19 protein-coding genes and 1 pseudogene are annotated in these 23,070 nt (G+C 70.0%); 9 read left to right on the top strand and 11 right to left on the bottom strand.

Annotated features, from left to right (window positions below; all coding sequences use genetic code 11):
- Positions 1–28: 28 nt before the first annotated feature.
- Positions 29–2,296: a transglycosylase domain-containing protein gene (locus M2157_RS22100; RefSeq protein ID WP_280866032.1), complete on the bottom strand. Its 2,268-nt coding sequence runs from the start codon at positions 2,294–2,296 to the stop codon at positions 29–31.
- Between the two features lie 507 nt (positions 2,297–2,803).
- Here M2157_RS22100 and wblA point away from each other — a divergent pair.
- Positions 2,804–3,142 (top strand): transcriptional regulator WblA, encoded by a 339-nt coding sequence (gene wblA / locus M2157_RS22095; RefSeq protein WP_031043210.1) that lies wholly within the window; start codon positions 2,804–2,806, stop codon positions 3,140–3,142.
- Between the two features lie 17 nt (positions 3,143–3,159).
- Here wblA and M2157_RS22090 read toward each other — a convergent pair whose 3' ends face one another.
- Together M2157_RS22090 and M2157_RS22085 are read right to left on the bottom strand one after the other, a co-directional pair.
- On the bottom strand, positions 3,160–4,557 hold the full coding sequence (locus M2157_RS22090) for an ArsA family ATPase (RefSeq protein ID WP_280866031.1): 1,398 nt from the start codon (positions 4,555–4,557) through the stop codon (positions 3,160–3,162).
- Complete coding sequence (locus M2157_RS22085) at positions 4,554–5,531, bottom strand: ArsA-related P-loop ATPase (protein WP_280863390.1); 978 nt, start codon at positions 5,529–5,531, stop codon at positions 4,554–4,556. The genes M2157_RS22090 and M2157_RS22085 overlap by 4 nt, the downstream gene beginning before the upstream one ends.
- Before the next feature lie 118 nt (positions 5,532–5,649).
- On the opposite strand from M2157_RS22085, the gene M2157_RS22080 reads away from it, so the two are divergent.
- The 4 genes from M2157_RS22080 to M2157_RS22065 all read left to right on the top strand — a co-directional run bounded on the left by M2157_RS22080 (position 5,650) and on the right by M2157_RS22065 (position 8,163).
- A complete protein-coding gene (locus M2157_RS22080) occupies positions 5,650–5,814 on the top strand; it encodes a DUF4177 domain-containing protein (protein WP_007383662.1) in 165 nt (54 codons plus the stop codon).
- On the top strand, positions 5,811–6,281 hold the full coding sequence (locus tag M2157_RS22075; protein WP_280866030.1) for a RidA family protein: 471 nt from the start codon (positions 5,811–5,813) through the stop codon (positions 6,279–6,281). The genes M2157_RS22080 and M2157_RS22075 overlap by 4 nt, the downstream gene beginning before the upstream one ends.
- A gap of 185 nt (positions 6,282–6,466) precedes the next feature.
- Complete coding sequence (locus M2157_RS22070; RefSeq protein WP_280866029.1) at positions 6,467–7,336, top strand: NUDIX hydrolase; 870 nt, start codon at positions 6,467–6,469, stop codon at positions 7,334–7,336.
- A complete protein-coding gene (locus M2157_RS22065) occupies positions 7,333–8,163 on the top strand; it encodes an MBL fold metallo-hydrolase (protein WP_280863388.1) in 831 nt (276 codons plus the stop codon). The genes M2157_RS22070 and M2157_RS22065 overlap by 4 nt, the downstream gene beginning before the upstream one ends.
- On the opposite strand, the gene M2157_RS22060 is transcribed toward M2157_RS22065, so the two are convergent.
- Entirely contained in the window at positions 8,156–8,980 is an 825-nt protein-coding gene (locus tag M2157_RS22060) for a nucleotidyltransferase domain-containing protein (RefSeq protein WP_280866028.1), read from the bottom strand. The genes M2157_RS22065 and M2157_RS22060 overlap by 8 nt on opposite strands.
- Positions 8,981–9,342: 362 nt before the next feature.
- Positions 9,343–10,017, bottom strand: a complete 675-nt coding sequence (locus M2157_RS22055) for a Crp/Fnr family transcriptional regulator (RefSeq protein WP_015658871.1) — start codon at positions 10,015–10,017, stop codon at positions 9,343–9,345.
- A gap of 336 nt (positions 10,018–10,353) precedes the next feature.
- On the opposite strand from M2157_RS22055, the gene nth reads away from it, so the two are divergent.
- The 3 genes from nth (at position 10,354) to M2157_RS22040 (ending at position 13,425) form a co-directional block, all read left to right on the top strand.
- On the top strand, positions 10,354–11,274 hold the full coding sequence (gene nth / locus M2157_RS22050) for an endonuclease III (protein WP_280866027.1): 921 nt from the start codon (positions 10,354–10,356) through the stop codon (positions 11,272–11,274).
- Between the two features lie 172 nt (positions 11,275–11,446).
- Entirely contained in the window at positions 11,447–12,136 is a 690-nt protein-coding gene (locus tag M2157_RS22045; RefSeq protein WP_280863851.1) for a CoA pyrophosphatase, read from the top strand.
- A gap of 89 nt (positions 12,137–12,225) precedes the next feature.
- Positions 12,226–13,425: a MarP family serine protease gene (locus M2157_RS22040; protein WP_280863385.1), complete on the top strand. Its 1,200-nt coding sequence runs from the start codon at positions 12,226–12,228 to the stop codon at positions 13,423–13,425.
- Between the two features lie 22 nt (positions 13,426–13,447).
- On the opposite strand, the gene M2157_RS22035 is transcribed toward M2157_RS22040, so the two are convergent.
- The 6 genes from M2157_RS22035 to M2157_RS22010 form a co-directional block, all read right to left on the bottom strand.
- Positions 13,448–13,633: a hypothetical protein gene (locus M2157_RS22035; protein ID WP_079072518.1), complete on the bottom strand. Its 186-nt coding sequence runs from the start codon at positions 13,631–13,633 to the stop codon at positions 13,448–13,450.
- Positions 13,634–13,760: 127 nt separating this feature from the next.
- Positions 13,761–14,702: an alpha/beta hydrolase gene (locus M2157_RS22030; protein ID WP_280866026.1), complete on the bottom strand. Its 942-nt coding sequence runs from the start codon at positions 14,700–14,702 to the stop codon at positions 13,761–13,763.
- Positions 14,699–15,202, bottom strand: coding sequence for a phage holin family protein (locus tag M2157_RS22025; RefSeq protein WP_280863383.1), 504 nt, complete (start codon positions 15,200–15,202; stop codon positions 14,699–14,701). The genes M2157_RS22030 and M2157_RS22025 overlap by 4 nt, the downstream gene beginning before the upstream one ends.
- A 64-nt stretch (positions 15,203–15,266) precedes the next feature.
- The gene (gene nhaA / locus M2157_RS22020; RefSeq protein ID WP_280866025.1) at positions 15,267–16,685 is read right to left on the bottom strand and encodes a Na+/H+ antiporter NhaA; all 1,419 of its coding nucleotides are present in this window, start codon (positions 16,683–16,685) and stop codon (positions 15,267–15,269) included.
- A gap of 146 nt (positions 16,686–16,831) precedes the next feature.
- Positions 16,832–18,790 carry an acetate--CoA ligase gene (gene acs / locus M2157_RS22015; protein ID WP_280863381.1) on the bottom strand — a complete coding sequence of 653 codons (1,959 nt, stop codon included), beginning with the start codon at positions 18,788–18,790 and terminating at the stop codon, positions 16,832–16,834.
- A gap of 298 nt (positions 18,791–19,088) precedes the next feature.
- Positions 19,089–21,500: a SulP family inorganic anion transporter gene (locus M2157_RS22010; protein ID WP_280866024.1), complete on the bottom strand. Its 2,412-nt coding sequence runs from the start codon at positions 21,498–21,500 to the stop codon at positions 19,089–19,091.
- A gap of 297 nt (positions 21,501–21,797) precedes the next feature.
- Here M2157_RS22010 and M2157_RS22005 point away from each other — a divergent pair.
- A pseudogene (locus M2157_RS22005) lies at positions 21,798–23,070 on the top strand (hypothetical protein).

Below are 23,070 nucleotides of genomic sequence, written 5' to 3'. Positions count from 1 at the left end.
CTCTCATCTGTGTGTACGCCTGAGGGCGTCAGCCGCGCCCGCCCCCGTTGCCGTTCCCGTTGGTCGTGCCCTGGATGAAGTTCTCCGGGATGGAGAAGGTCGGCGTCGGGAAGGTGGTGTTGCCGTTGTCTCCGCCGTTGTTCCCACCGTTGTCGTTGCCGCCGTTGTCATTCCCGCGGTTGTCACCGTCGTCGTTGCCGTCCCCGTCGTCCTTTTCCTTCGGCGGGTCCGGGATGTAGACGAGGTTGAACTGGGGGGCCTCCTTGCCCTCCAGCGCGCCGCTCATCATGTCGCGCCAGATCGGGCCGGGAACCTTGCCACCGAAGACCTTGCTGTACGACACGCCACCGATGCTGATGTTCTGCATCTTGCGCTTGTGCGCGGGGTCGCCGACCCAGACCGCGCCGGACATGTTCGGCGTGTAGCCCACGAACCAGGCCGCGTAGCGCTCGTCGGTCGTACCGGTCTTGCCGGCGCTGGCGCGGCCGCCGCCGAGGCCTGCCTCCGAACCGGTGCCGTCCTCGACCACGCCCTTCAGGAGGGTGTTGATGGTGTCCGCGGTGGTCTCCGACATCGCCCGCGAGCAGGTCGACTTCGGCACCTGGAGGGACTTCGACTGCTCACCGACCCGCTGGGTGATCGACTCGATGGCGACCGGGGTGCAGTACATACCGCGCGAGGCGAAGGTCGCGTACGCGTTGGCCATCGTCAGCGGGGACATCTCCTGCGTGCCCAGGGCGATCGAGGGGGCCTGCTGCATCTTGCCGCCGTCGGCGCGCGCCACGCCCATCTTCGCGGCCATCTCCGTCACCGGGCAGATGCCGATGTCGCTGATCATCGACACGTAGTAGGTGTTGACCGACTTCGCGGTCGCGGTCTTCATGTCGTACGGGCCGACCTCGGAGGTGTTCTCGTTGGTGACCGGGACGCCCTTCTCGTTCCAGATCTTGCCGTTGCACGCCTGGACCGGGGCCGGGTAGTCCATCTTGTACGGCGAGGGGTACATCTTCGTCGCCGGCATACCGCCCTCGATGGCGGCCGCGGCCACGATCGGCTTGAACGTCGAACCGGGCTGGTAGCCGGCCCCGCCGCCCATGGACGCGTTGACCGAGAGGTTGAGCGTCGTCTCGTTCTTCTTGTTGTTGATGCCGTACGGCCGCGACTGGCCCATCGCCAGGATCTTGCCGGTGCCGGGCTGGACGATGGTCGCGGCGGTGGCCACGTCGTCGTCCTGGTAGACGTGCTCCTTGATGGATTTCTGGGCCGACTTCTGGGCCTGCGGGTCCATCGTGGTCTTGATCGTCAGACCGCCCTGGTTCCAGACCTTGGCCCGGGCCTCCTTGGTCTTGCCGAAGACCGGGTCGGTCAGGAAGACCTCACGGACGTAGTCGCAGAAGAAGCCCGCGCCCTTGACCGCCGTGATGCAGCCGTTCTTGGGCTTGCTGACCTTGAGGCCCAGCGGCTGCTCCTTGGCCTTGTCGGCCTCCGCCTGCGAGACGTCACCGACCTCGGCCATGCGCTGGAGCACGGTGTTGCGCCGCTTGGTCGCCTCGGCCTCGTCGTTGACGGGGTCGTAGCGGCTCGGGGACTGGACGATGCCCGCGAGCAGGGCCGACTGCTCGAGGTTGAGGTCCTTGGCGTGCGTGGAGAAGTAGCGCTGCGAGGCGGCCTCGACGCCGTAGGCCTGCTGGCCGAAGAAGGTGATGTTGAGGTAGTTCTCGAGGATCTTCTTCTTGCCGAGTTCCTCTTCGAGCTGGATCGCGTACTTCAGCTCGCGGATCTTGCGGCCGATGGTCTGCTGGGTGGCCTGGGCGACCTTCGTCGGGTCGTCACCGGCCTCCTCCACCGCGACGTTCTTCACGAGCTGCTGCGTCAGCGTGGAGGCACCCTGGGAGACACCACCGCTCTGGGCGTTCTTGTTGAGCGCGCGCAGGACGCCCTTCAGGTCGACCGCGCCGTGCTGGTAGAAGCGCGAGTCCTCGATCGCGACGATCGCCTTCTGCATGTACGGCGAGATGCTCTTGAGATCGACCACCGTGCGGTCGCGCGAGTACACCGTGGCGATGGTGCCGCCCTCGCTGTCGAGGATCGTGGTGCGCTGGCTCAGCGGCGGGGTCTTCAGGTTCGTCGGGAGTTCGTCGAAACTCTCCACCGTCCCCTTGGCCGCGAGCCCCAGCGCGCCGGCCGCGGGCAGCGCGATGCCGGCCATCACCGCTCCCGCGAGAACACTGACACCGAGGAACTTGGCGGCCTGCTGCGTGGGCGACAGACCGCCGCCCGAGCGCTTCTTCGACATAGGGGGCAGCCTAATCCGTACTCATGAGCGTTCAGAGGGAGCCCATGTCACGGCATGGCGACGGAAGGGGGCACGACCGCGTCGGAGCGGGCATGGCGACAGGAGCGCCTACCTTCTCATTCGCCGGACACGCGCACAGGCCTTGGCCTAAGCTGCTCTCAACTGTCACAGCAGTAGGGCCACGTATCAATACGTCCGGCGACCCCGAATCGTTCCGGAGGTTCCCCAACTTTTTTGGTGGGGGCGTGTCCGAATCCGCCTCGTGTGTCATCAGGTGCCCGTTGTGACGCAAGACAAGTGTCCTGGTTTGCCGGGATAGTCATGTATGTCGCGGGCTCACTCCCCCGGGTGATCTGCCGCTTACGCATAGTCCGTTCGGGCCATTCAAGATTGGGCCCGAAGGGGGTGTTGCGCTGTGCCTCCCTTCCGTAACGTCCTCAACTGGCGGCGGTGAATATGCCGCTGCCGCCGTGGGGGAGCCTCGATTCGGGAGAGGACGGCGCCGGTATGGGCTGGGTAGTCGACTGGAGTGCGCAGGCGGCCTGCCGCACTACCGATCCGGATGAACTGTTCGTTCAAGGAGCAGCGCAGAACCGGGCGAAGGCGGTGTGCACCGGATGTCCGGTGCGCACGGAGTGCCTCGCCGATGCGCTGGACAACCGCGTCGAGTTCGGCGTGTGGGGAGGCATGACGGAGCGCGAGCGCCGCGCACTGCTGCGCCGGCGGCCGACCGTCACTTCGTGGCGCAGGCTGCTGGAGACCGCGCGCACGGAGTACGAGAGGGGCGTCGGCATCCTGCCACTCGAGGACGACGAACTCTACGAGAACTACGCGGCGGTGAGCTGAGGAGGACACTCCTCGGGTCAGTCCACGGCAGCCTCGGGCAGCTCCGGCTGCCCGGCCGCGAGCCGGTTTCCGATGTTCCGCAGCCCCGCGAGGTCGTGCACATCGCCGGGCAGCGCGGCCACTTCGGCCACCGCCACCTCGGGGTGGAGCGCGGTGAAGCGGTCACGCGTGCGCTGCTCGCGGGAGAGCAGCTGCATACGGTCGGCGTGCAGTCTCAGCAGGCCTGCGGTGAGCTGGTCGACGGACCGGTCAGCGGGGTCGGCGGACCGCCCCTTCTCCGTGCGCTCCGAGCTCGGGTTCTTCGCGTCGGCGGGGGAGCCTTCGTCAGGAGCCGGTGCCTCGGAAGCGGGAGATTCTGAACTGCCGTACGTGTCGGGAGAGTTACGAAGTCCAGCTTTCCCGCCCTCCTGATCGACAATGCGGGGCTCTTCAAGATTTTCCGCGGCCTCGAGATTTTCCGCGGCGGCGAGCGCCCGCTCGGCCGAGAGCCGGTCTGCGCCGCTGCCGTGGACCCGGTTGAGCACCAGACCGGCGAGCGGCATGTCCTCCGCGGCCAGCCGCTCCACGAAGTACGCGGCCTCGCGCAGTGCGTCCCGCTCCGGGGCCGCGACCACCAGGAACGCCGTCCCGGGGGCCTGGAGCAGCTTGTACGTCGCGTCCGCGCGGGTGCGGAACCCGCCGAAGGTCGTGTCCATAGCGGCGACGAACGTCTGGACGTCCTTGAGGAGTTGACCGCCCAGAAGTTTGCCGAGCGTGCCGGTCATCATCGACATCCCGACGTTCAGGAACTTCATGCCCGCCCGTCCGCCGAGCTTGGCCGGGGCGGTGAGCAGCCGGATGAGCCTTCCGTCGAGGAAGGAACCGAGCCGCTTGGGCGCGTCCAGGAAGTCGAGGGCGGAGCGGGAGGGGGGTGTGTCGACGACGATCAGGTCCCACTCGTCCCGGGCCCGCAACTGCCCGAGCTTCTCCATCGCCATGTACTCCTGCGTGCCCGCGAAGCCCGCCGACAGCGACTGGTAGAAGGGGTTGTTCAGGATCGTGGCCGCCCGCTCGGCGTCCGCGTGCGCCTCGACGATCTCGTCGAAGGTGCGCTTCATGTCGAGCATCATGGCGTGCAACTCGCCGCTCGCGGAGTCGTCGAGACCCTTCACCCGGCGTGGGACGTTGTCCAGCGAGTCGATGCCCATCGACTGGGCGAGCCGGCGGGCCGGGTCGATGGTGAGCACGACGACCTTGCGGCCCCGCTCGGCGGCCCGCAGGCCGAGAGCCGCCGCGGTCGTGGTCTTTCCGACGCCTCCCGAGCCGCAGCAGACCACGATGCGGGTGCCCGGATCGTCGATCAGCGGATCGAGATCGAGCACGGGGGCCGGGGAAAGACGGCGGTGCCGGTCGTGCGCGTCGGCGTCCGGGCTCATGACATTCCCTGCTTCCGCAGCTCGGTGGCCAGTTCGTACAGACCTGCCAGGTCCATGCCCTCGGTCAGCAAGGGCAGTTCGTGCAGCGGCAGACCCAGTTCGCCGAGGGCCGCGCGCTGTTCGTGCTCCAGGTCGTACCGCTCGGCGTACTCCTCGGCCTGCCGGATCAGCGGGTCGACCAGCTTCTCGGCGTTGCCCCCGCGACGGGCGCCGCCGAGTCCGGCCGAGGACAGCGCCTTCGCCACGGCTGAACGCTGTGCGGTCCGTACGAGTTCCAGGTCGGTGCCGTCCAACACCTCCGGACGCACCATGTTCACGACGATCCGGCCCACCGGGAGGTGGGCGGCCTTCAACTCGGCGATGCCGTCCGCGGTCTCCTGGACCGGCATCTCCTCCAGGAGCGTCACCAGGTGGACGGCCGTCTCCTTGGACTTCAGCACCCGCATCACGGCCTGCGCCTGATTGTGTATCGGGCCGATCTTGGCGAGCCCCGCGACCTCGTCGTTGACGTTCAGGAAGCGGGTGATACGGCCGGTGGGGGGCGCGTCCATCACGACGTAGTCGTAGGCGAAGCGGCCGGACTTGTCCTTGCGGCGGACCGCCTCGCACGCCTTGCCCGTCAGGAGGACGTCTCTGAGGCCGGGCGCGATGGTGGTCGCGAAGTCGATGGCGCCGAGCTTCTTCAGGGCGCGCCCCGCCCCGCCGAGTTTGTAGAACATCTGGAGGTAGTCCAGGAGGGCCAGTTCGGGGTCGATGGCCAGTGCGTACACCTCCCCGCCCCCTGGAGCGACGGCGATCTTCCGCTCCTCATAGGGCAGCGTCTCCGTTTCGAAGAGCTGCGCGATTCCCTGGCGGCCCTCTACCTCGACGAGAAGCGTCCGCTTCCCCTCGGTGGCGAGGGCCAGCGCGAGGGCTGCGGCGACCGTGGTCTTTCCGGTCCCGCCCTTGCCGCTGACGACCTGGAGCCTGCTCACGTATTCGAGCGTAACCAGTCGGCGGCGAAGCTAAGCAGGAGGCTGTGGATAACGCCGCACGGACCGTGGGGAGCAGCGGCTGAAAAGCCGGGGGTGAGCAGCGGCTAAAGTCGGCCGCATGACCAAGAAGTGGGAATACGCGACCGTGCCGCTGCTCGTCCACGCCACGAAGCAGATTCTGGACACCTGGGGCGAGGACGGGTGGGAGCTCGTGCAGGTCGTGCCCGGGCCGAACAACCCCGAGCAGCTGGTGGCCTACCTGAAGCGGGAGAAGGCGGCGTGAGCGGGGCGGTCGAGGCGCGGCTCGCGGAGCTGGGGCTGACGCTGCCGTCGGTCGTGCCGCCGCTGGCCGCGTATCAGCCGGCCGTGCAGTCCGGCGTGTACGTGTACACCTCGGGGCAGTTGCCCATGGTCGAGGGCAAGCTTCCGGTCACCGGAAAGGTGGGCGCGGAGGTCACGGCCGAGGAGGCGAAGGCGCTGGCCCGGACCTGCGCGCTGAACGCGCTGGCGGCGGTGAAGTCGGTCGCGGGTGACCTCGACCGGATCGCGCGCGTGGTGAAGGTCGTGGGGTTCGTGGCGTCGGCCTCGGACTTCACGGGGCAGCCCGGTGTGATCAACGGCGCGAGTGAGCTGCTGGGCGAGGTGCTGGGCGACAAGGGCGTGCACGCGCGCAGTGCGGTGGGTGTCGCTGTGCTGCCGCTGGACGCGCCGGTCGAGGTCGAGGTGCAAGTGGAGCTGGGTTCTGCTTGAGGCGGGTGCGTGCGGGGGCGCTGCGGGTTCGGTGGGGGCGGGCGTAGCGCCTGCGGTTTCGTTCGTGGGTTGGCTGCGGCTACCGCCGCGCGGGCACGACCCGCGCCCGCCCGACCACCTGACCTGGCGCCCCCGCCGGGCGCCCGGCCCTCGAACATCCGCTCCCCAAGAGTTAGCCTCCGCCCATGGCAAACGGGCAGTGGTACCCAGCGGAATGGCCGGACCGCATCCGCGCGCTCGCGGACGGCTCGCTTCAGCCGGCCGTGCCCAGACGCGCCGCCACGGTGATGCTGCTGAAGGACGGGCCGGCCGGAACCGTTGTGCACATGTTGCGCAGGCGGACCTCCATGGCCTTCGCGGGAGGCGCCTACGCCTATCCCGGCGGCGGAGTCGACCCTCGTGACGACGAGCACCACATCCACTGGGCGGGCCCCACACGCGCGTGGTGGGCGGCTCGGCTCGGGGTGGACGAGACGACGGCTCAGGCGATCGTCTGCGCGGCTGTGCGCGAGACGTACGAGGAGGCGGGTGTCCTGCTCGCCGGGCCGACGCCCGAGTCGGTGGTCGGTGACACCACGGGCGCCGAGTGGGAGGCGGACCGTGCCGCTCTCGTGGCCCGTGATCTCTCCTTCGCCGAGTTCCTGGAGCGCCGGGGGCTGGTCCTGCGGTCGGATCTGCTCGGGGCCTGGACACGCTGGATCACCCCCGAGTTCGAACCCCGCCGTTACGACACCTGGTTCTTCGTCGCCGCCCTCCCCGAGGGGCAGCGCACACGCAACGCCTCCACGGAGGCCGACCGCACGGTGTGGATCCGGCCCCAGGACGCGGCGGACGGCTACGACAAGGGCGAGCTGCTCATGATGCCGCCCACCATCGCCACGCTGCGGCAGCTCACCGCGTACGGCACCGCCGCCGACGCGCTCGCCGTCGCGCCCGACCGTGACCTCACGCCTGTGCTCGCGCAGGCCCGGCTGGTGGACGGCGAGATCGTGCTCTCCTGGCCGGGGCACGACGAGTTCACCAAACACATCCCGACCGGTGGAGCCTCCGCATGACCGACGCCGCAGCCCTCCCCGGCCAGCCGCGGGGCGGGGTCCTCTCGGGCCCGGCCACCCCGCGGGCCGTCAACGTCCTCGCGCCCAACGCCTCCGCGATGACCCTGGACGGGACCAACACCTGGATCCTGTCGGAGCCGGACTCGGAGCTGGCGGTCGTCGTCGACCCCGGTCCGCTCGACGAGGGGCATCTCCGTGCGGTCGTCGACACGGCCGAGGCCGCCGGCAGGCGCGTCGCCCTCACCCTGCTCACCCACGGCCACCCCGACCACGCCGAAGGCGCCGCCCGCTTCGCTGAGCTGACCGGCACGAAAGTGCGGGCCCTCGACCCGGCGCTGCGGCTGGGGGACGAAGGGCTCGGCGCCGGGAACGTGGTGCGCGTCGGTGGGCTGGAACTCAGGGTCGTGCCCACTCCCGGGCACACCGCCGACTCGCTGTGCTTCCATCTCCCGGCCGATCAGGCGGTCCTGACCGGTGACACCGTCCTGGGGCGCGGCACGACCGTCGTGGCCCATCCCGACGGCCGTCTGGGCGACTATCTGGACTCGCTACGGCGGCTGCGGTCCCTGACGGTCGACGACGGCGTCCACACCGTCCTGCCGGGCCACGGGCCCGTCCTGGAGGACGCCCAGGGTGTCGTCGAGTTCTATCTCGCCCACCGGGCCCATCGGCTCGCCCAGGTCGAGACGGCCGTGGAGAACGGATACCGCACGCCCGGTGCCGTCGTAGAACATGTGTACGCGGATGTGAACCGGGCGCTCTGGCCCGCCGCCGAGCTGTCGGTGCGGGCTCAGCTGGAGTATCTCGAGGAGCACGGGCTCATCTAGGGCTCTTTGTGCCGTGCACGCGCGTGTACTCGTCCGCCAGCCAGGGGCCCAGATCGTCGACGTACGTCCGCAGTACGGCCGTGTCGGCGGTCGGGGCGTGTCCCAGGACGGCTGCCGCCCGTAGCTGCTCGGCGCGCTCCGGGTAGTACGCGCCGAAGACCTCCGCCATCTCTCCCAGATCGCTCGTCCAGCCGTTCCAGAGGGGCATGACCAGGGTGAACGCGGTGCGGACCAGGTGGCGTGACATGAAGCGGACGAGGCGGGTCCGGGTCTCGTCGGAGTCCGCCTCGGCGATCCGTTCGCTCCAGCGGGGGAGCAGGAGGGTGAGGTCGCCGTTCGTCTCGCGGGCCAGGAGGGCGTCGGGACGGTAGCGGGGGAGGTACTCCGCCAGGTCGTCGCCGAGCAGCGGGGTGCACAGGCAGGCCACGAACCAGCCCAGGTCGTGCCGCTCCGGCTCGCTCAGCAGGAGATCCCGGCTGTACAGCAGCGTTCCGACGCCGTCGATCTGCGGGAACTCCTTGTCGAGCGCCTCCCCGAGCTCCCGCACGCCCTCCCGGTCCGCGTCGGTCGGTTCGTCCCGCAGGGCGAGCAGGAGGTCGAGGTCGCTGCGGCCCACCCGCGCGGTGCCGCGCGGAATCGAGCCGTAGAGGTACGCGCTGTGCAGCCTCGGCCCGAACAGATCCAGCACCCGGTCGCGGGCGGCGGCGACGACCGCCCGGAAGGGCTGTGGGATCCGTCCGAGTGATCCCTCGCGTTCGATGTAGCCCTGGGCGTCGAGCCCCTTGCGGGCGGTCGGGGGAACGGTTTCGGCGGCCATGGGATCACTGTGCCCGGGGGCGGGCCGGGGGACAGCTCATTTACGGCCCTGGGCGGGCCGTGTGGGGCCGAACGTGGTCAGCGCCGGTGGAAGGACGCGCAGGCGGCGTGAGGCGGCGTGTAAGCGGCAGGCGGTGGCGATCACGTCATGGACGGCGGCGGCCGGGCAGGCCGGATCCGACACCGACGGCGGGACGGTCGCCCCGGCGATGCACGAGCTGCCTGGGGGGGCGGGCCGGTCCCGGGTCCGGTTCCAGGCGACCGTGTCCATGGCTCGCCTGCCCTCGTGGATGCCCACCCCGGCGACACGAGAAGGGCCCTGCCGCACGGCAGGGCCCTTCGAAGTCGTACGACGATCCGCGCTCAGCGCGAGCGCTTGGCGAGCCTCTCGACGTCCAGGAGGATCACCGCGCGGGCCTCCAGACGCAGCCAGCCGCGCTGGGCGAAGTCCGCGAGGGCCTTGTTGACCGTCTCGCGGGAGGCGCCGACCAGTTGGGCGAGCTCCTCCTGCGTGAGGTCGTGGACGACGTGGATGCCCTCCTCGGACTGCACGCCGAAGCGGCGCGAGAGGTCGAGCAGGGCGCGGGCCACGCGGCCGGGGACGTCCGAGAAGACCAGGTCGGACATCGCGTCGTTGGTGCGGCGCAGACGGCGGGCGACGGCGCGCAGGAGCGCGGTGGCCACCTCGGGGCGGGCGTTCAGCCAGGGCTGGAGGTCGCCGTGGCCGAGGCCCAGCAGCTTGACCTCGGTCAGCGCGGTGGCGGTCGCGGTGCGCGGGCCCGGGTCGAACAGGGACAGTTCGCCGATGAGTTCGCCGGGGCCGACCACGGCGAGCATGTTCTCGCGGCCGTCGGGCGAGGTGCGGTGGAGCTTGACCTTGCCCTCGGTGACGACGTAGAGCCGGTCTCCCGGGTCTCCCTCGTGGAACAGCGAGTCGCCGCGCGCGAGGGTCACCTCACTCATGGAGGCGCGGAGCTCCGCGGACTGCTCGTCGTCGAGAGCCGCGAAGAGCGGGTTGCGCCGGAGGACGTCGTCCACGAGTTCTCTCCTTGTCGACCTGCTCAGGGGATCTTGCTCCCCCTTGGTACCAGGGGACCGTGGTGCCCATTTTGCCGGACGGTCCAAACAGTGTGATCTGTCACAAGGATGCCGCACACATGTCCCGGGGTAAGCGGCAGGGGTCCAATTGGGGGCCGGTCCCCGAGGTCCGGGGCGGATGTCAGTGCCGGGCCCTAGGCTGGCCGGGTGTCCAAAACGCCGGTGAGAGCACAGTCCGAGGGGGCTGGACGGGTGGTTGCACGTCGAGATTCCGCTGTGGGCGAACAGGGCGCCGGGGGCGGAAAGAAAACGGCAAAAGCGGCAGGGAAGGCTCCGGTGGAGAAGAGGACTTCGGCGAAGAAGGCGGCTCCCGTGCGGAAGGCCGCCGCCGTGAAGAAGGCGACCGTCGCTCCCAAGAAGGCGGCGGCCCCGGTGAAGAAGGCCTCGGCCACGAAGACGGTCGCCGTGAAGTCCCCGCGGAACGAGTCGCGGACGGCCCTCGTCCGCCGCGCCCGGCGCATCAACCGCGAGCTCGCGGAGGTGTTTCCGTACGCCCACCCCGAGTTGGACTTCGAGAACCCCTTCCAGCTGATCGTGGCGACGGTCCTGTCCGCGCAGACCACCGACCTGAGGGTCAATCAGACGACCCCCGCGCTGTTCGCCACGTACCCGACTCCCGAGGATCTGGCCGCGGCCAACCCCGAGGAGGTCGAGGAGATCCTCCGGCCGACCGGGTTCTTCCGGGCCAAGACCAAGTCGGTGATAGGGCTGTCCAAGGCCATCGTGGAGAACTTCGGCGGTGAGGTCCCGGGGCGGCTCGAAGACCTCGTCACGCTCCCCGGCGTGGGCCGCAAGACCGCCTTCGTCGTCCTCGGCAACGCCTTCGGGCGGCCCGGCGTCACCGTCGACACGCACTTCATGCGGCTGGTCAGGCGCTGGCAGTGGACCGATGAGACCGACCCCGACAAGATCGAGGCCGCCGTCACCGCGCTCTTCCCGAAGAGCGACTGGACGGACCTGTCGCACCACGTCATCTGGCACGGCCGCCGCATCTGCCACGCCCGCAAGCCCGCCTGCGGCGCCTGTCCCATCACCCCGCTCTGCCCGGCCTACGGCGAGGGCGAGACGGACCCGGAGAAGGCGAAGAAGCTCCTCAAGTACGAGAAGGGCGGCTTCCCGGGACAGCGGCTGAACCCGCCGCAGGCCTATCTGGACGCCGGCGGCAAGGCCGCACCGCCACTGGGGGCCACCGAGTGAGGATGCGGACGGCGCGGCCGGGAGGACCGGCGCGGGTCGGCGGGCCGGACCGGGAGGCCGGGGCCGCCCGCGCGGTGCGAACGGTCGGGCAACCCCGGCACCACCGAGCGGCGCGGCCGGAACGATCTAGGGCCCCTCGGGCGTTGAGCGATGCAGGACGACGGGGGTGGCGATGACACGGGCGAGCCATACGAAGGGCGTGACGCTCAGCAAGGACGGCCTGCCGAGCTGGCTGGACCCGGTGGTGCACGCCGTGGAGACGGTCGAGCCGCGGCAGCTGAGCCGCTTCCTGCCGCCGGCGAACGGCGCGGGCCGGCAGTCGGCCGTGCTGATCCTGTTCGGCGAGGGCGAGCGCGGCCCCGAGCTGCTCCTCATGGAGCGGGCGAGCTCGCTCAGGTCGCACGCCGGGCAGCCGTCGTTCCCCGGCGGCGCGCTCGACCCGGAGGACGGCGATCCCCAGGGCGACGGGCCGCTGCGGGCCGCCCTGCGCGAGGCGGAGGAGGAGACCGGTCTCGACCCCTCCGGCGTCCAGCTGTTCGGCGTGCTCCCCAAGCTGTACATCCCGGTCAGTGGCTTCGTGGTGACCCCGGTGCTGGGCTGGTGGCGCGAGCCGACCCCCGTCGGGGTCGTCGATCCGAATGAAACCGCCCGCGTCTTCACCGTTCCCGTGGCGGATCTCACGGACCCCGACAACCGTGCGACGACCGTCCATCCCAGCGGTCACCGAGGTCCGGCATTCCTGGTCGAATCGGCCCTTGTCTGGGGCTTCACGGCCGGAATCATCGACCGGATCCTGCACTACGCGGACTGGGAGCTGCCCTGGGACCGGGAGAAGCAGGTCCCGCTCGACTGGCGCGCATGACAGGGTGGCGTCCGTGCTGTGTCTTCCCGGGCAGCCCCCGGCCGGCCGACCTGTGGTGAACGCGAAGTGATGAGGCGAGGCTCGAACCGGTGAACGTGCTGGACATCCTGTTGCTGGTCGCCGCCGTGTGGTTCGCGATCGTCGGCTATCGCCAGGGCTTCGTCGTCGGCATCCTGTCGGTGATCGGATTCCTGGGCGGCGGTCTCGTCGCCGTCTACACCCTCCCGGTCATCTGGGACGCGCTGACCGACCAAGCGGAGGTCGGCACGGTCGCCGCCGTCGTCGCCGTGGTCGTCGTCATCGTCTGCGCCTCCATCGGCCAGGCCCTGACCACCCACCTCGGCAACAAGCTGCGCCGGTACATCACCTGGTCCCCGGCCCGCGCCCTGGACGCGACCGGCGGCGCCCTCGTCAACGTCCTCGCGATGCTCCTGGTCGCCTGGCTCATCGGCTCCGCCCTCGCCCAGACCACCATGCCGACGGTAGGCAAGGAGGTCCGTAGCTCCAAGGTGCTCCTGGGCGTGCAGGAGGCGCTGCCGGGCGCTGCCGACACCTGGTTCAAGGACTTCACCTCGGTCCTCGCGCAGAACGGCTTCCCGCAGGTCTTCAGCCCGTTCTCCAACGAGCCCATCAAGGAAGTCCAGCCGCCCGACCCCAAGCTCGCCAACAGTGCCGTCGCCACCCGCGCCCAGCGCTCCATCGTCAAGGTCATGGGCACCGCGCAGAGCTGCGGCAAGGTCCTGGAGGGCTCCGGCTTCGTCTTCGGCGACCGCCGCGTCATGACCAACGCCCACGTCGTCGGCGGCGTCGACGAGCCCACGGTCCAGATAGGCGGCGAGGGCCGCAAGTACGACGCCACGGTCGTCCTCTACGACTGGGAGCGCGACATCGCCGTACTGGACGTCCCCGATCTGGACGCGCCCGCGCTGCAGTTCACGTCCGAGGACGCCGCCAGCGGGGACAGCGCGATCGTCGCGGGCTTCCCGGAGAACGGCTCGTACGACGTCCGCTCCGCGCGGGTACGCGGGCGCATCGACGCCCACGGACCGGACATCTACCACCGCGGCACGGTCAGCCGCGATGTCTACTCCCTCTACGCGACCGTCCGCCAGGGCAACTCCGGCGGCCCGCTGCTGACCCCGGACGGCAAGGTGTACGGCGTGGTCTTCGCCAAGTCGCTCGACGACGCCGACACCGGGTACGCGCTCACCGCGGACGAGATCCAGGAGGACATCGCCAAGGGGCGCACCGCGAACCAGCAGGTGGACAGCGACAGCTGCGCGCTGTGAGGGGTGTCAGGGCGAAGGCGCGTCAGCCTCGGGGATGACGCAGGCGTACCGAGACCCAGCGGGCCCGGCGGCGCAGGATGCGCGGAATGCCCACCCTCAGGTCCGTGCCGCCCGGCAGTTGCGGGGCACCGCCCTGATGGTGGGAGCTCAGGCCACCGCCGGAGCGTCGATTGCGTGCTGCGTCACTGTAGTCGTGCGTCCAGCCCATACCCGGACGTGTGCCCCTGCCCCAAGGTCGATAACCGCCCCCACGCCCCCCAATTGGCCTATGCGCCGGGCAAGTGGCCGTTCGTAGGACACGTGTTCAGGTCCGGGTACCGGACGCGACGAAACGGTCACCGATCGGGTTCGGGATCCTTCAGCCAGTTGATCAGTTCCGTCGAGAAGGCGACCGGGTCCTCTTCGTGCGGGAAGTGCCCCAGACCGTCGAACAGGCGCCAGCGGTACGGCGCTTCGACGTACTCCCCGGACCCGGCGGCACTGCGCGTGCGCATCACCGGGTCGAGCGAGCCGTGCAGATGAAGAGTCGGCACGCGGACCGGCCGCTTCATGCGCCGGTTGAACTGGATCCCGTCGGGACGGGCCATCGAACGCACCATCCAGCGGTACGGCTCGACCGAACAGTGCGCCGTCGAGGGGATGCACATCGCCCTGCGGTACGTCTCCACCGCCTTGTCGTCCGGCTGGCGCGGGCCGGACCAGTCCCGGATCAGCTCGGCGACCAGCGCGCCGTCGTCGGCGGTCAGCTGCCGCTCCGGGACCCAGGGCCGCTGGAACCCCCAGATGTAGGAGCCGGCCCGTGTCTGCCTGACGTCCGACAGCATCGCCGAGCGCCAGCGCCGGGGATGCGGCATCGAGGCGACCGCGAGCCGTCGTACGAGCTTGGGACGCATCGCGGCCGCCGTCCACGCCAGATAGCCGCCCAGGTCATGGCCGACCAGGGCGGCGTCCGGCTCGCCGAGCGAGCGGATCACGCCGGTCACGTCGAGGGCCAGGTTGGCGGGGTCGTAGCCGCGCGGGGTGCGGTCGCTGCCGCCGACGCCGCGCAGATCCATGGCCACGGCCCGGAAGCCGGCGTCGGCGAGCGCCTCCAGCTGGTGGCGCCAGGTCCACCAGAACTGCGGGAAGCCGTGCAGGAACATCACGAGCGGTCCGTCGCCCAGTTCGGCGATGTGGAAGCGCGCGCCGTTGGCGGCCACGTCCCGGTGCGTCCAGGGACCGGCGGGCCGTACGAGAGACGCGGGCTGCTGCGCCGAAGGGGTGGCGGGATCGGTCATGACGACGAGCGTGCCACAGCCTCGATGGCCTTCGTGTTTCGGACCCGCTCCTCCAGGACCTTGGTGTCGTCGGGTCGCGGGTGGGGCTTGGCGTTCTGCAGCACGCCCGCCGTCTCCTTCATCGACGCGGCGACCTTCTGCGGGCCCTTGCTCTTCTGTGCCTTCTTCGCGAAGACGACGCCGATCAGCGCGAGGACGAGCGCGACCAGGACGTTGGCCGCGAAGGACAGCAGGAAGCAGACCGCGAGGTTCCAGTCGCTCCAGGTCCGGATGCCGTACGCCAGCGCGAAGTTCAGCATCGGCAGGGAGAACAGCAGGACTGCGCCGGCCGCGCTGAACGCGCCGCCGCTCGTCGCGCCCCGTTTGAGGTCCTGCTTGAGCTGCGCCTTCGCCAGCGCGATCTCGTCGTGCACCAGCGCAGACATCTCGGTCGTCGCCGAGGCGAACAGCTGGCCGATGCTGCGTTCGGCGCCGACCGGGCTGCCGTCGGGTGCGCTCATCGCGGTCTCTCCCTATTCACTGGGACGCTTGTGTGTGGCGTGTCTTTTGTACCGTCCCGTCAGATCATGCCCGACGGTCGTCCTCCTCGCCTGCCCCGCCCGCTACTTCGGCAAGCCGCTCGGCGGTCTTGAGCTCGGCGATCCGGCGGTGTTCGGCGGCCTTGCGCTCGTGGATGGCCGCCATGCGCAGGTGGTACGCCGGGTCGTCCTCCTCGTAGATGTCCGGGATGCCGGAGTGGTCCTCGTCGCGCTCCTCTGCCTCGTACAGCCTGCGGTACTCGGCGTTGCGCAGCTTCAGCAGCACGGTCGCGAGGGTGGCCGCGATGAGCGAGCCGAAGAGTACGGCGGCCTTGACCTCGTCGGTCAGCGTGGCGTCGCCGGTGAAGGCGAGCTCCCCGATGAGCAGCGAGACGGTGAAGCCGATGCCGGCCAGGGTCGCCACCGCGAACACGTCGGCCCATGCGAGGTCGTCGCTGAGCGAGGCCCGGGTGAAGCGGGCCGTGAGCCACGTCCCGCCGAAGATGCCGAGCGCCTTGCCGACGACCAGCCCGAGCACCACGCCGAGCGTCTCCGGCTCGGTGAAGACGTCGCCGAGCGCGCCGCCGGAGACGGAGACACCCGCGCTGAAGAGGGCGAACAGGGGGACGGCCAGGCCCGCCGAGAGCGGCCGTACGAGATGCTCGATGTGCTCGCCCGGGGAGTGCTCCTCGCCCTCCCGCGTGCTGCAGCGCAGCATCAGGCCCATCGCGACACCCGCGATGGTGGCGTGGATGCCGCTGTTGTACATCAGTGCCCAGATCACCAGCGCGAGCGGGACGTAGACGTACCACCCGCGCACGCCCTTGCGCAGCAGGAACCAGAAGACCGCGAGGCCGAGGGCCGCGCCGCCGAGCGCGGCGAAGTCGATGTCGGCGGTGAAGAAGACCGCGATGATCAGGATCGCGAAGAGGTCGTCGACGACGGCGAGGGTCAGCAGGAAGGCGCGCAGCGCGCTCGGCAGCCAGGTGCCGATGACGGCGAGCACGGCGAGCGCGAAGGCGATGTCGGTGGCGGTGGGCACGGCCCAGCCGGCCAGGGAGCCGCCGCCGGTGAGGTTGGTGAGCGTGTAGACGAGCGCCGGTACGGCCATGCCGCACAGGGCCGCGACCACCGGCAGCGCGGCCGCCTTGGGGTCCTTCAGATCACCGGCGACCAGTTCGCGCTTGAGTTCGATGCCGGCCACGAAGAAGAAGATCGCGAGGAGTCCGTCGGCGGCCCAGTGTTCGACCGACAGGTCGAGTCCGAGGGCCGCGGGGCCCAGGTGGTAGTGGCTGACGCTTTCGTAGCTGCTGTGCAGCGCGGGGACGTTCGCCCAGATCAGCGCGGTGACCGCGGCGATGAGCAGCAGCACACCGCCGACCGTCTCGGTGCGCAGTGCGTCCGCGACGAAGGTCCGCTCGGGGAGGGAGAGGCGTCCGAGGACCTTGCGAGGGGGCGCGGACATGGGGGAGACCTCCGGTCGGTGGGCAGGGCTGAGCTGTTCGCCGACCAGACTTCCCGGCACACCTTGAGGGTCACGCTGTTTTGTTTACTTTAGCTAAAAGGGGCGCCCGGCGCGTTCTCGCGCCGGGCGCCCCCCTCTTTTGAAGGTCAGTCCTCGCTGGGCGCAGCCGGCAGCTTGGCCTGGATGAGGTCCATGACCGTCGAGTCCGTCAGCGTGGTCACGTCACCGAGCTGGCGGTTCTCGGCCACGTCCCGCAGCAGACGGCGCATGATCTTGCCGGAACGGGTCTTGGGCAGCTCGGCCACCGGCAGGACCCGCTTGGGCTTGGCGATCGGGCCGAGGGTGGCGCCGACGTGGTTGCGCAGGTCGGCGACGAGCTTCTCGTCCTCGGCGTTCGCCGTGCCGCGCAGGATCACGAACGCGACGATGGCCTGGCCGGTCGTCTCGTCCGCGGCACCGACGACGGCCGCCTCGGCGACCGACGGGTGGGAGACGAGCGCCGACTCGACCTCGGTGGTCGAGATGTTGTGACCGGAGACCAGCATGACGTCGTCGACGCGGCCCAGCAGCCAGATGTCGCCGTCGTCGTCCTTCTTCGCGCCGTCACCGGCGAAGTACCTGCCCTCGAAGCGCGACCAGTACGTGTCGAGGAAGCGCTGGTCGTCGCCCCAGATGGTGCGCAGCATCGACGGCCACGGCTCGGTCAGGACGAGATAGCCGCCCCCGCCGTTCGGGACCTCGTTCGCCTCGTCGTCGACGACCGTGGCGGAGATGCCGGGCAGCGGCGTCTGCGCGGAACCGGGCTTGGTGGCGGTCACACCCGGCAGCGGAGAGATCATCATCGCGCCGGTCTCGGTCTGCCACCAGGTGTCCACGATCGGCGTCCGGTCGGCGCCGATGTGCTTGCGGTACCAGATCCACGCCTCGGGGTTGATCGGCTCACCCACGGACCCCAGCACCCGCAGGCTGCTGAGGTCGAACTTCGCGGGGATGTCGTCGCCCCACTTCATGAACGTACGAATGGCGGTGGGCGCCGTGTAGAGGATCGTCACCCCGTACTTCTGCACGATCTCCCAGAAGCGGCCCTGGTGCGGGGTGTCCGGGGTGCCCTCGTACATGACCTGTGTGGCGCCGTTGGCGAGCGGGCCGTAGACGATGTACGAGTGCCCGGTGACCCAGCCGACGTCGGCCGTGCACCAGTAGACGTCGGTCTCCGGCTTGAGGTCGAAGACGGCGTGGTGGGTGTACGCGGTCTGGGTGAGGTAGCCGCCGGAGGTGTGCAGGATGCCCTTGGGCTTACCCGTCGTGCCGGACGTGTAGAGGATGAAGAGCGGCTGCTCGGCGTTGAAGGGCTCGGGGGTGTGCTCGGCCGGCTGCCGATCGACGATCTCGTGCCACCACACGTCACGGCTGTCGTCCCAGGCGACCTCCTGGCCGGTACGGCGTACGACCAGCACGTGCTCGACGTTGTCGACCTTGCCGACCGCCTCGTCGACGGCGGGCTTGAGCGCGGACGGCTTGCCGCGCCGGTAGCCGCCGTCGGTGGTGATGACCACCTTGGCGTCGGCGTCCTGGATGCGGGTGGCGAGCGCGTCCGCCGAGAAGCCACCGAAGACCACGGAGTGCGCGGCGCCGATCCGGGCGCACGCGAGCATCGCGACGGCGGTCTCGGGGATCATCGGCATGTAGACGGCGACCCGGTCGCCCTTCTGAACTCCCAGCTCCAGCAGGGCGTTCGCGGCCTTGGAGACCTCGTCCTTGAGCTCGGCGTAGGTGATGGCGCGGCTGTCGCCGGGCTCGCCCTCGAAGTGGATGGCGACCCGGTCGCCGTTCCCCGCTTCGACGTGCCGGTCGACGCAGTTGTACGCCACATTGAGCTCGCCGTCCTTGAACCACTTGGCGAACGGCGGGTTCGACCAGTCCAGGGTCTCGGTCGGCTCCTTGGCCCAGCTCAGTCGGCGGGCCTGATCGGCCCAGAAACCGAGTCGGTCAGCCTTGGCCTGCTCATACGCCTCCGCCGTGACGTTGGCATTTGCGGCCAGGTCGGCGGGGGGTGCGAACCTGCGCTCTTCCTTGAGCAGGTTGGCCAGGCTTTCGTTGCTCACGGCATCTGCCTTTCCCAGGGTGTCCGTTGTGTCCCAGGCCACAGCTCATCACCCCGGGGGCGTGATGACAAGGGTCGACCTGGAATTGGTTTAGACCTGTTGGATGTCGAAGTCCGGCGGCCCCGGTCATCCGTACCCACGTACGCCGACCAGGCGGAGTTCAGCGTCTGTAACGCCTTTCACACTCCCGGGGCGGCGGTGCGTCGACGCGGACCGCACACTGTGGCCGGTCCCAGCGCTCGTGGTGTCCCTCCGCGGGTGTGCGGCCCCTTCAGGACGGGCCGCACACCCCCGAGGCTCACGTCGGGAGGTCCGCTGCCGCTTCCACATGGTCGAACAGCCCGTCCCCGTCCGTCCCCGTGAGCAGATACGCCTGCGCCTCGCCCACGTGGAAGTACATCCCGTGCAGCTCCAGCTCCCCCACGCGCAGGGCCCGGGCGACCGACTCATGGGTGCTCAGATGCTCCAACTGCTGCACCACGTTGGTCAGACAGAGCTGCTCGACCGCGTCGGCGGGCGCCCGCCCGGCGAGTCTCGCCCAGGGCCGGGTGTCGTCGGCCATCCGCTCCAGGCTGGGCAGTCCGTGCCGCAGCCACCGCTGCAGCGGGGTCTGGGCGCCACCCGGCTCGGAGTTGAGCAGCGCCTGCATGGCCCCGCAACCGGAGTGCCCGCACACCGTGATGGAGCGCACCTTCAGCACATCCACCGCGTACTCGATCGCGGCCGCCACCGAGTCGTCCCCGCTCTCCTCGCCGGGCAACGGCACGAGGTTGCCCACGTTGCGCACCACGAAGAGGTCGCCCGGACCACTGGAGGTGATCATCGAGGTGACAAGCCGCGAGTCGGCGCAGGTGAGGAAGAGCTGGTCCGGCTGCTGGCCTTCACGCGCCAGTCGGGCCAGCTCGCCCCGCACGATCGGTGCGGTGTTGCGCTGGAACGCGCTGATGCCACGGGCCAGTTCGTGCCCGCTCGACTCGCGGCCCGCGCTCGGACCCTGGGCCGCACCGGACTCGCCGGACGCACCGGGATGTCCGGCGGCCGACGCGGTGTACGGGCGCTCGCACTGGTGGTTGCGCCAGGGCGTCCAGGGACGGCAGCGGCAGTGGGCGGAATCGGACGGCTCGGCGATGCGCGTGCCCGGTCTGCGCCCGGTCAGCTCGACGGAGCCGCCCTGCGCGGTGTGCGTCTTCTGCCAGTCCTGCAGCGATTCGTACGCCGCGTGGTCCATGAACGACCCGTCCAACTCCACGACCGCGTCCGCCCCGTGGGGGATGAGGTGCAGGGCCCGGCTCAGCCGGGGTACCGCGAGGAACGTCAATTGCCCTCGCACATGTACGTGATGGACCCCTTCCCTCTCGTGGTGCGTGATGCGGGTGCGGGTGAGGCGGTGCAGGGCGACTCCGACGGCGACGGCGACGCCCAGCGTCACGCCCTCCAGGACGCCGAACAGGACCACGCCGAGGGTGGTGACGGCGTAGACCGGGACCTCTCGGTGCCGTGTCACCGTGCGGATGTGGTGCAGGGACACCATCTGGATGCCGACGGCCATCACCAGGGCGGCGAGCGAGGCGAGCGGGATGAACTCCAGGACCGGGACCATCAGCAGTGCGGCGATCACTACGAGAACGCCGTGCAGCACGGTGGAGTTCCGGCTGACGGCACCGGCTTGGACATTGGCTGAACTCCGCACCGCCACACCGGCGACGGGCAGTCCGCCGAGCGTGCCGGAGACGATGTTGGCGGCGCCCTGACCGAGCAGTTCGCGGTTCAGGTCGGAGCGGCCGACGCGGGCACTGCGGCCGGAGCCGGGGGCGCCGGAGATCAGGTCGGGGCGTCCGGCCACCAGCTTGTCGACGGCGACCGCGCCGAGCAGCGACTGCACGCTGCACACCAGGGTGGTGGTGAGCACGGCGGCGGCGAGACCGAGCAGGGGCCCCTCGGGCAGTCCGGCCAGGGCGTGACTGCTCCAGGACGGCAGATCGACCTTGGGCAGGCTCAGTCCGGCGAACGAGGCGGCGGCGGTGGCTCCGGCGACGGCCACGAGCGCGGCCGGGATTCTGCGCAGGAGCTGTCCTGCCCGGCCCGGGAGACGTGGCCAGAGGAAGAGCAGGGCCAGGGTCAGCACGCTCACCGACACCGCGGCGAGCTGCAGGCGCGCCAACTGCGCGGGCAGGCCGTGGAGGTTGTCGAGGACGGAGCTCTGCGGGGTGCCGCCGAGGACGATGTGCAGCTGGGCGACGGCGATGGTCACACCGATGCCGGCGAGCATGCCGTGCACGATCGCCGGGCTGACGGCGAGCGCGGTGCGGGCCACGCGCAGGCAGCCGAGGCCGAGTTGGACCACTCCGGCAAGGACGGTGATGGCGCAGGTGGTGCGCCAGCCGTAGCGGTGGATCAGGTCGGCGGTGACCACGGTGAGTCCGGCGGCGGGCCCACTGACCTGGAGCGGGGATCCGCCGAGCCGGCCGGCGACGATCCCTCCGACGGCGGCGGCCACGAGGCCCGCCTGGAGGGGCGCGCCGGTGGCGAGGGCGATGCCCAGGGACAGGGGCAGGGCGATCAGGAAGACCGCGATCGAAGCCGACACGTCGGCGCCCGCGATGCGGAAGCGGCAGGGCGGGGTCGGCGGTGGGCTGTGGGGTCGGTGGACGCGCCTTGTTCGGTTCGGGTCGCTCGGGTCGGTGGCGCGGGTGGGAACACAGGCTGACATTTTCCCGTCTCCTCCGGGGCAGCGCGGTCGCGGAACAGGTGGTCCCCCGTCGATGGCGGGGGTCGGGTCGCGGCCGTGGGTCACGGCGTGCAGCGGCGGGATGATTCAACGCTTTGTAAACGGATCGTAATGCAGAGTAAAGGACAGGCATAGACTTTCCGGGCAAATGGGTGAACAGCTCACCTAGATGGGTGAAGTGGCAATTTCATCGGCTTGTCGTACTAATTCCTTCTCGAGCCCATGCGAACTTGGCGGCGCTGTCGTTGGCCCCGAGAGAAGGAAGAAGGTGGGCGGAACATGGCCGCCACCCACAGGATTGCCGCGGGAGCCGTGGTCGCCGCGGTCTGCGCCGCCTCGCTCGCCGGTTGCGCGACCGACGTCCCCGAGGGAGGAGCCGCCGGCCCGCAGAAGGCGAAGCCCGGACAGGCCCCGCCCCAAGCGGGTGTTCCGCCTGATCGGCGACGGCTCCACCGCGTACACCGGAGCGCAGCCCCACCTGCCGAGAGCCGAACGCCTCAAGCCCGGCGAAAAGCCCCCGCAGTTCGTGGTGTTCTCCTGGGACGGCGCCGGCGAGGACAGCCAGAAGCTGTTCTCCCACTTCCGTGAGGTCGCCAAGGCGAACCACGCGACGATGACGTACTTCCTGAGCGGCGTGTACATGCTGCCGGAGGACAAGCGCGACGAGTACAAGCCGCCGCAGCACTCCCCGGGCCGCTCCGACATCGGCTTCAACGACGAGCAGGGCATCGCCGACACCGTCAAGCAGCTGCGCCTCGCGTGGCTGGAGGGCAACGAGATCGGGACCCACTTCAACGGCCACTTCTGCGGCAGCGGCGGCGGGGTCGGCCAGTGGTCGGTCGCGGAGTGGAAGGACGAGATCGCCCAGGCGAAGAAGTTCGTGAAGTCCTGGAAGACCAACACCGGGATGACGAAGGCCTCCCCGCTGCCCTTCGACTACGACAAGGAGCTCATCGGCGCCCGCACCCCTTGCCTGGAAGGCCAGAAGAACTTCATGCAGGCCGCCCGCGAGCTGGGCTTCCGCTATGACACCAGCGGTGTCAACGACCAGGTCTGGCCGAAGAAGAAGCAGGGTCTGTGGGACCTGTCGATGCAGCTCGTGCCCTTCCCCGGGCACTCCTACGAGCAGCTCACGATGGACTACAACTTCATGGTCAACCAGTCCGGCACCGCGACCCAGGGCGACCCCAACAAGCACGAGTTCTGGGGCGACCAGATGCGGGACGGCCTGCTCAAGGGCTTCCATCGGGCCTACGACGGCAACCGCGCGCCTCTGATCATCGGCAACCACTTCGAGTCCTGGAACGGCGGCACCTACATGCGCGCCGTCGAGGAGACCGTCGAGCAGGTGTGCAACAAGCCCGACGTGCGCTGTGTCTCCTTCCGGCAGCTGGCCGACTGGCTGGACGCTCAGGACCCCAAGACACTGGAGAAGCTGGGCGCCCTGGGCGTCGGCGAGGCACCGAAGCAGGGCTGGCCGGCGTTCCTGTCGGACCGGCCGGCCCCGGCACCGAAGGGTGTGCCGGGGGCGCCGGCTGCCAAGCGGCAGTAG

Source organism: Streptomyces sp. SAI-127, assembly GCF_029894425.1.
Taxonomy (GTDB): Bacteria; Actinomycetota; Actinomycetes; order Streptomycetales; family Streptomycetaceae; genus Streptomyces.
The sequence above is the reverse complement of the archived record's forward strand: the minus strand, read 5'-3'. Positions and strand labels throughout refer to the sequence as shown.

Excerpts from the sequence above, each read along its gene's own strand:
- M2157_RS22060 (WP_280866028.1), bottom strand. The coding sequence starts at position 8,980 with ATGGCCGCCGAAACCGTTCCCCCGACCGCCCGCAAGGGGCTCGACGCC.
- nhaA (WP_280866025.1), bottom strand. The coding sequence starts at position 16,685 with ATGTCCGCGCCCCCTCGCAAGGTCCTCGGACGCCTCTCCCTCCCCGAG.
- M2157_RS22100 (WP_280866032.1), bottom strand. The coding sequence starts at position 2,296 with ATGTCGAAGAAGCGCTCGGGCGGCGGTCTGTCGCCCACGCAGCAGGCC.
- M2157_RS22030 (WP_280866026.1), bottom strand. The coding sequence starts at position 14,702 with ATGACCGATCCCGCCACCCCTTCGGCGCAGCAGCCCGCGTCTCTCGTA.
- M2157_RS22080 (WP_007383662.1), top strand. The coding sequence starts at position 5,650 with ATGACCAAGAAGTGGGAATACGCGACCGTGCCGCTGCTCGTCCACGCC.
- M2157_RS22070 (WP_280866029.1), top strand. The coding sequence starts at position 6,467 with ATGGCAAACGGGCAGTGGTACCCAGCGGAATGGCCGGACCGCATCCGC.
- M2157_RS22035 (WP_079072518.1), bottom strand. The coding sequence starts at position 13,633 with ATGGGCTGGACGCACGACTACAGTGACGCAGCACGCAATCGACGCTCC.
- M2157_RS22090 (WP_280866031.1), bottom strand. The coding sequence starts at position 4,557 with ATGAGCCCGGACGCCGACGCGCACGACCGGCACCGCCGTCTTTCCCCG.
- M2157_RS22065 (WP_280863388.1), top strand. The coding sequence starts at position 7,333 with ATGACCGACGCCGCAGCCCTCCCCGGCCAGCCGCGGGGCGGGGTCCTC.
- M2157_RS22025 (WP_280863383.1), bottom strand. The coding sequence starts at position 15,202 with ATGAGCGCACCCGACGGCAGCCCGGTCGGCGCCGAACGCAGCATCGGC.
- M2157_RS22045 (WP_280863851.1), top strand. The coding sequence starts at position 11,447 with ATGACACGGGCGAGCCATACGAAGGGCGTGACGCTCAGCAAGGACGGC.
- M2157_RS22010 (WP_280866024.1), bottom strand. The coding sequence starts at position 21,500 with ATGTCAGCCTGTGTTCCCACCCGCGCCACCGACCCGAGCGACCCGAAC.
- wblA (WP_031043210.1), top strand. The coding sequence starts at position 2,804 with ATGGGCTGGGTAGTCGACTGGAGTGCGCAGGCGGCCTGCCGCACTACC.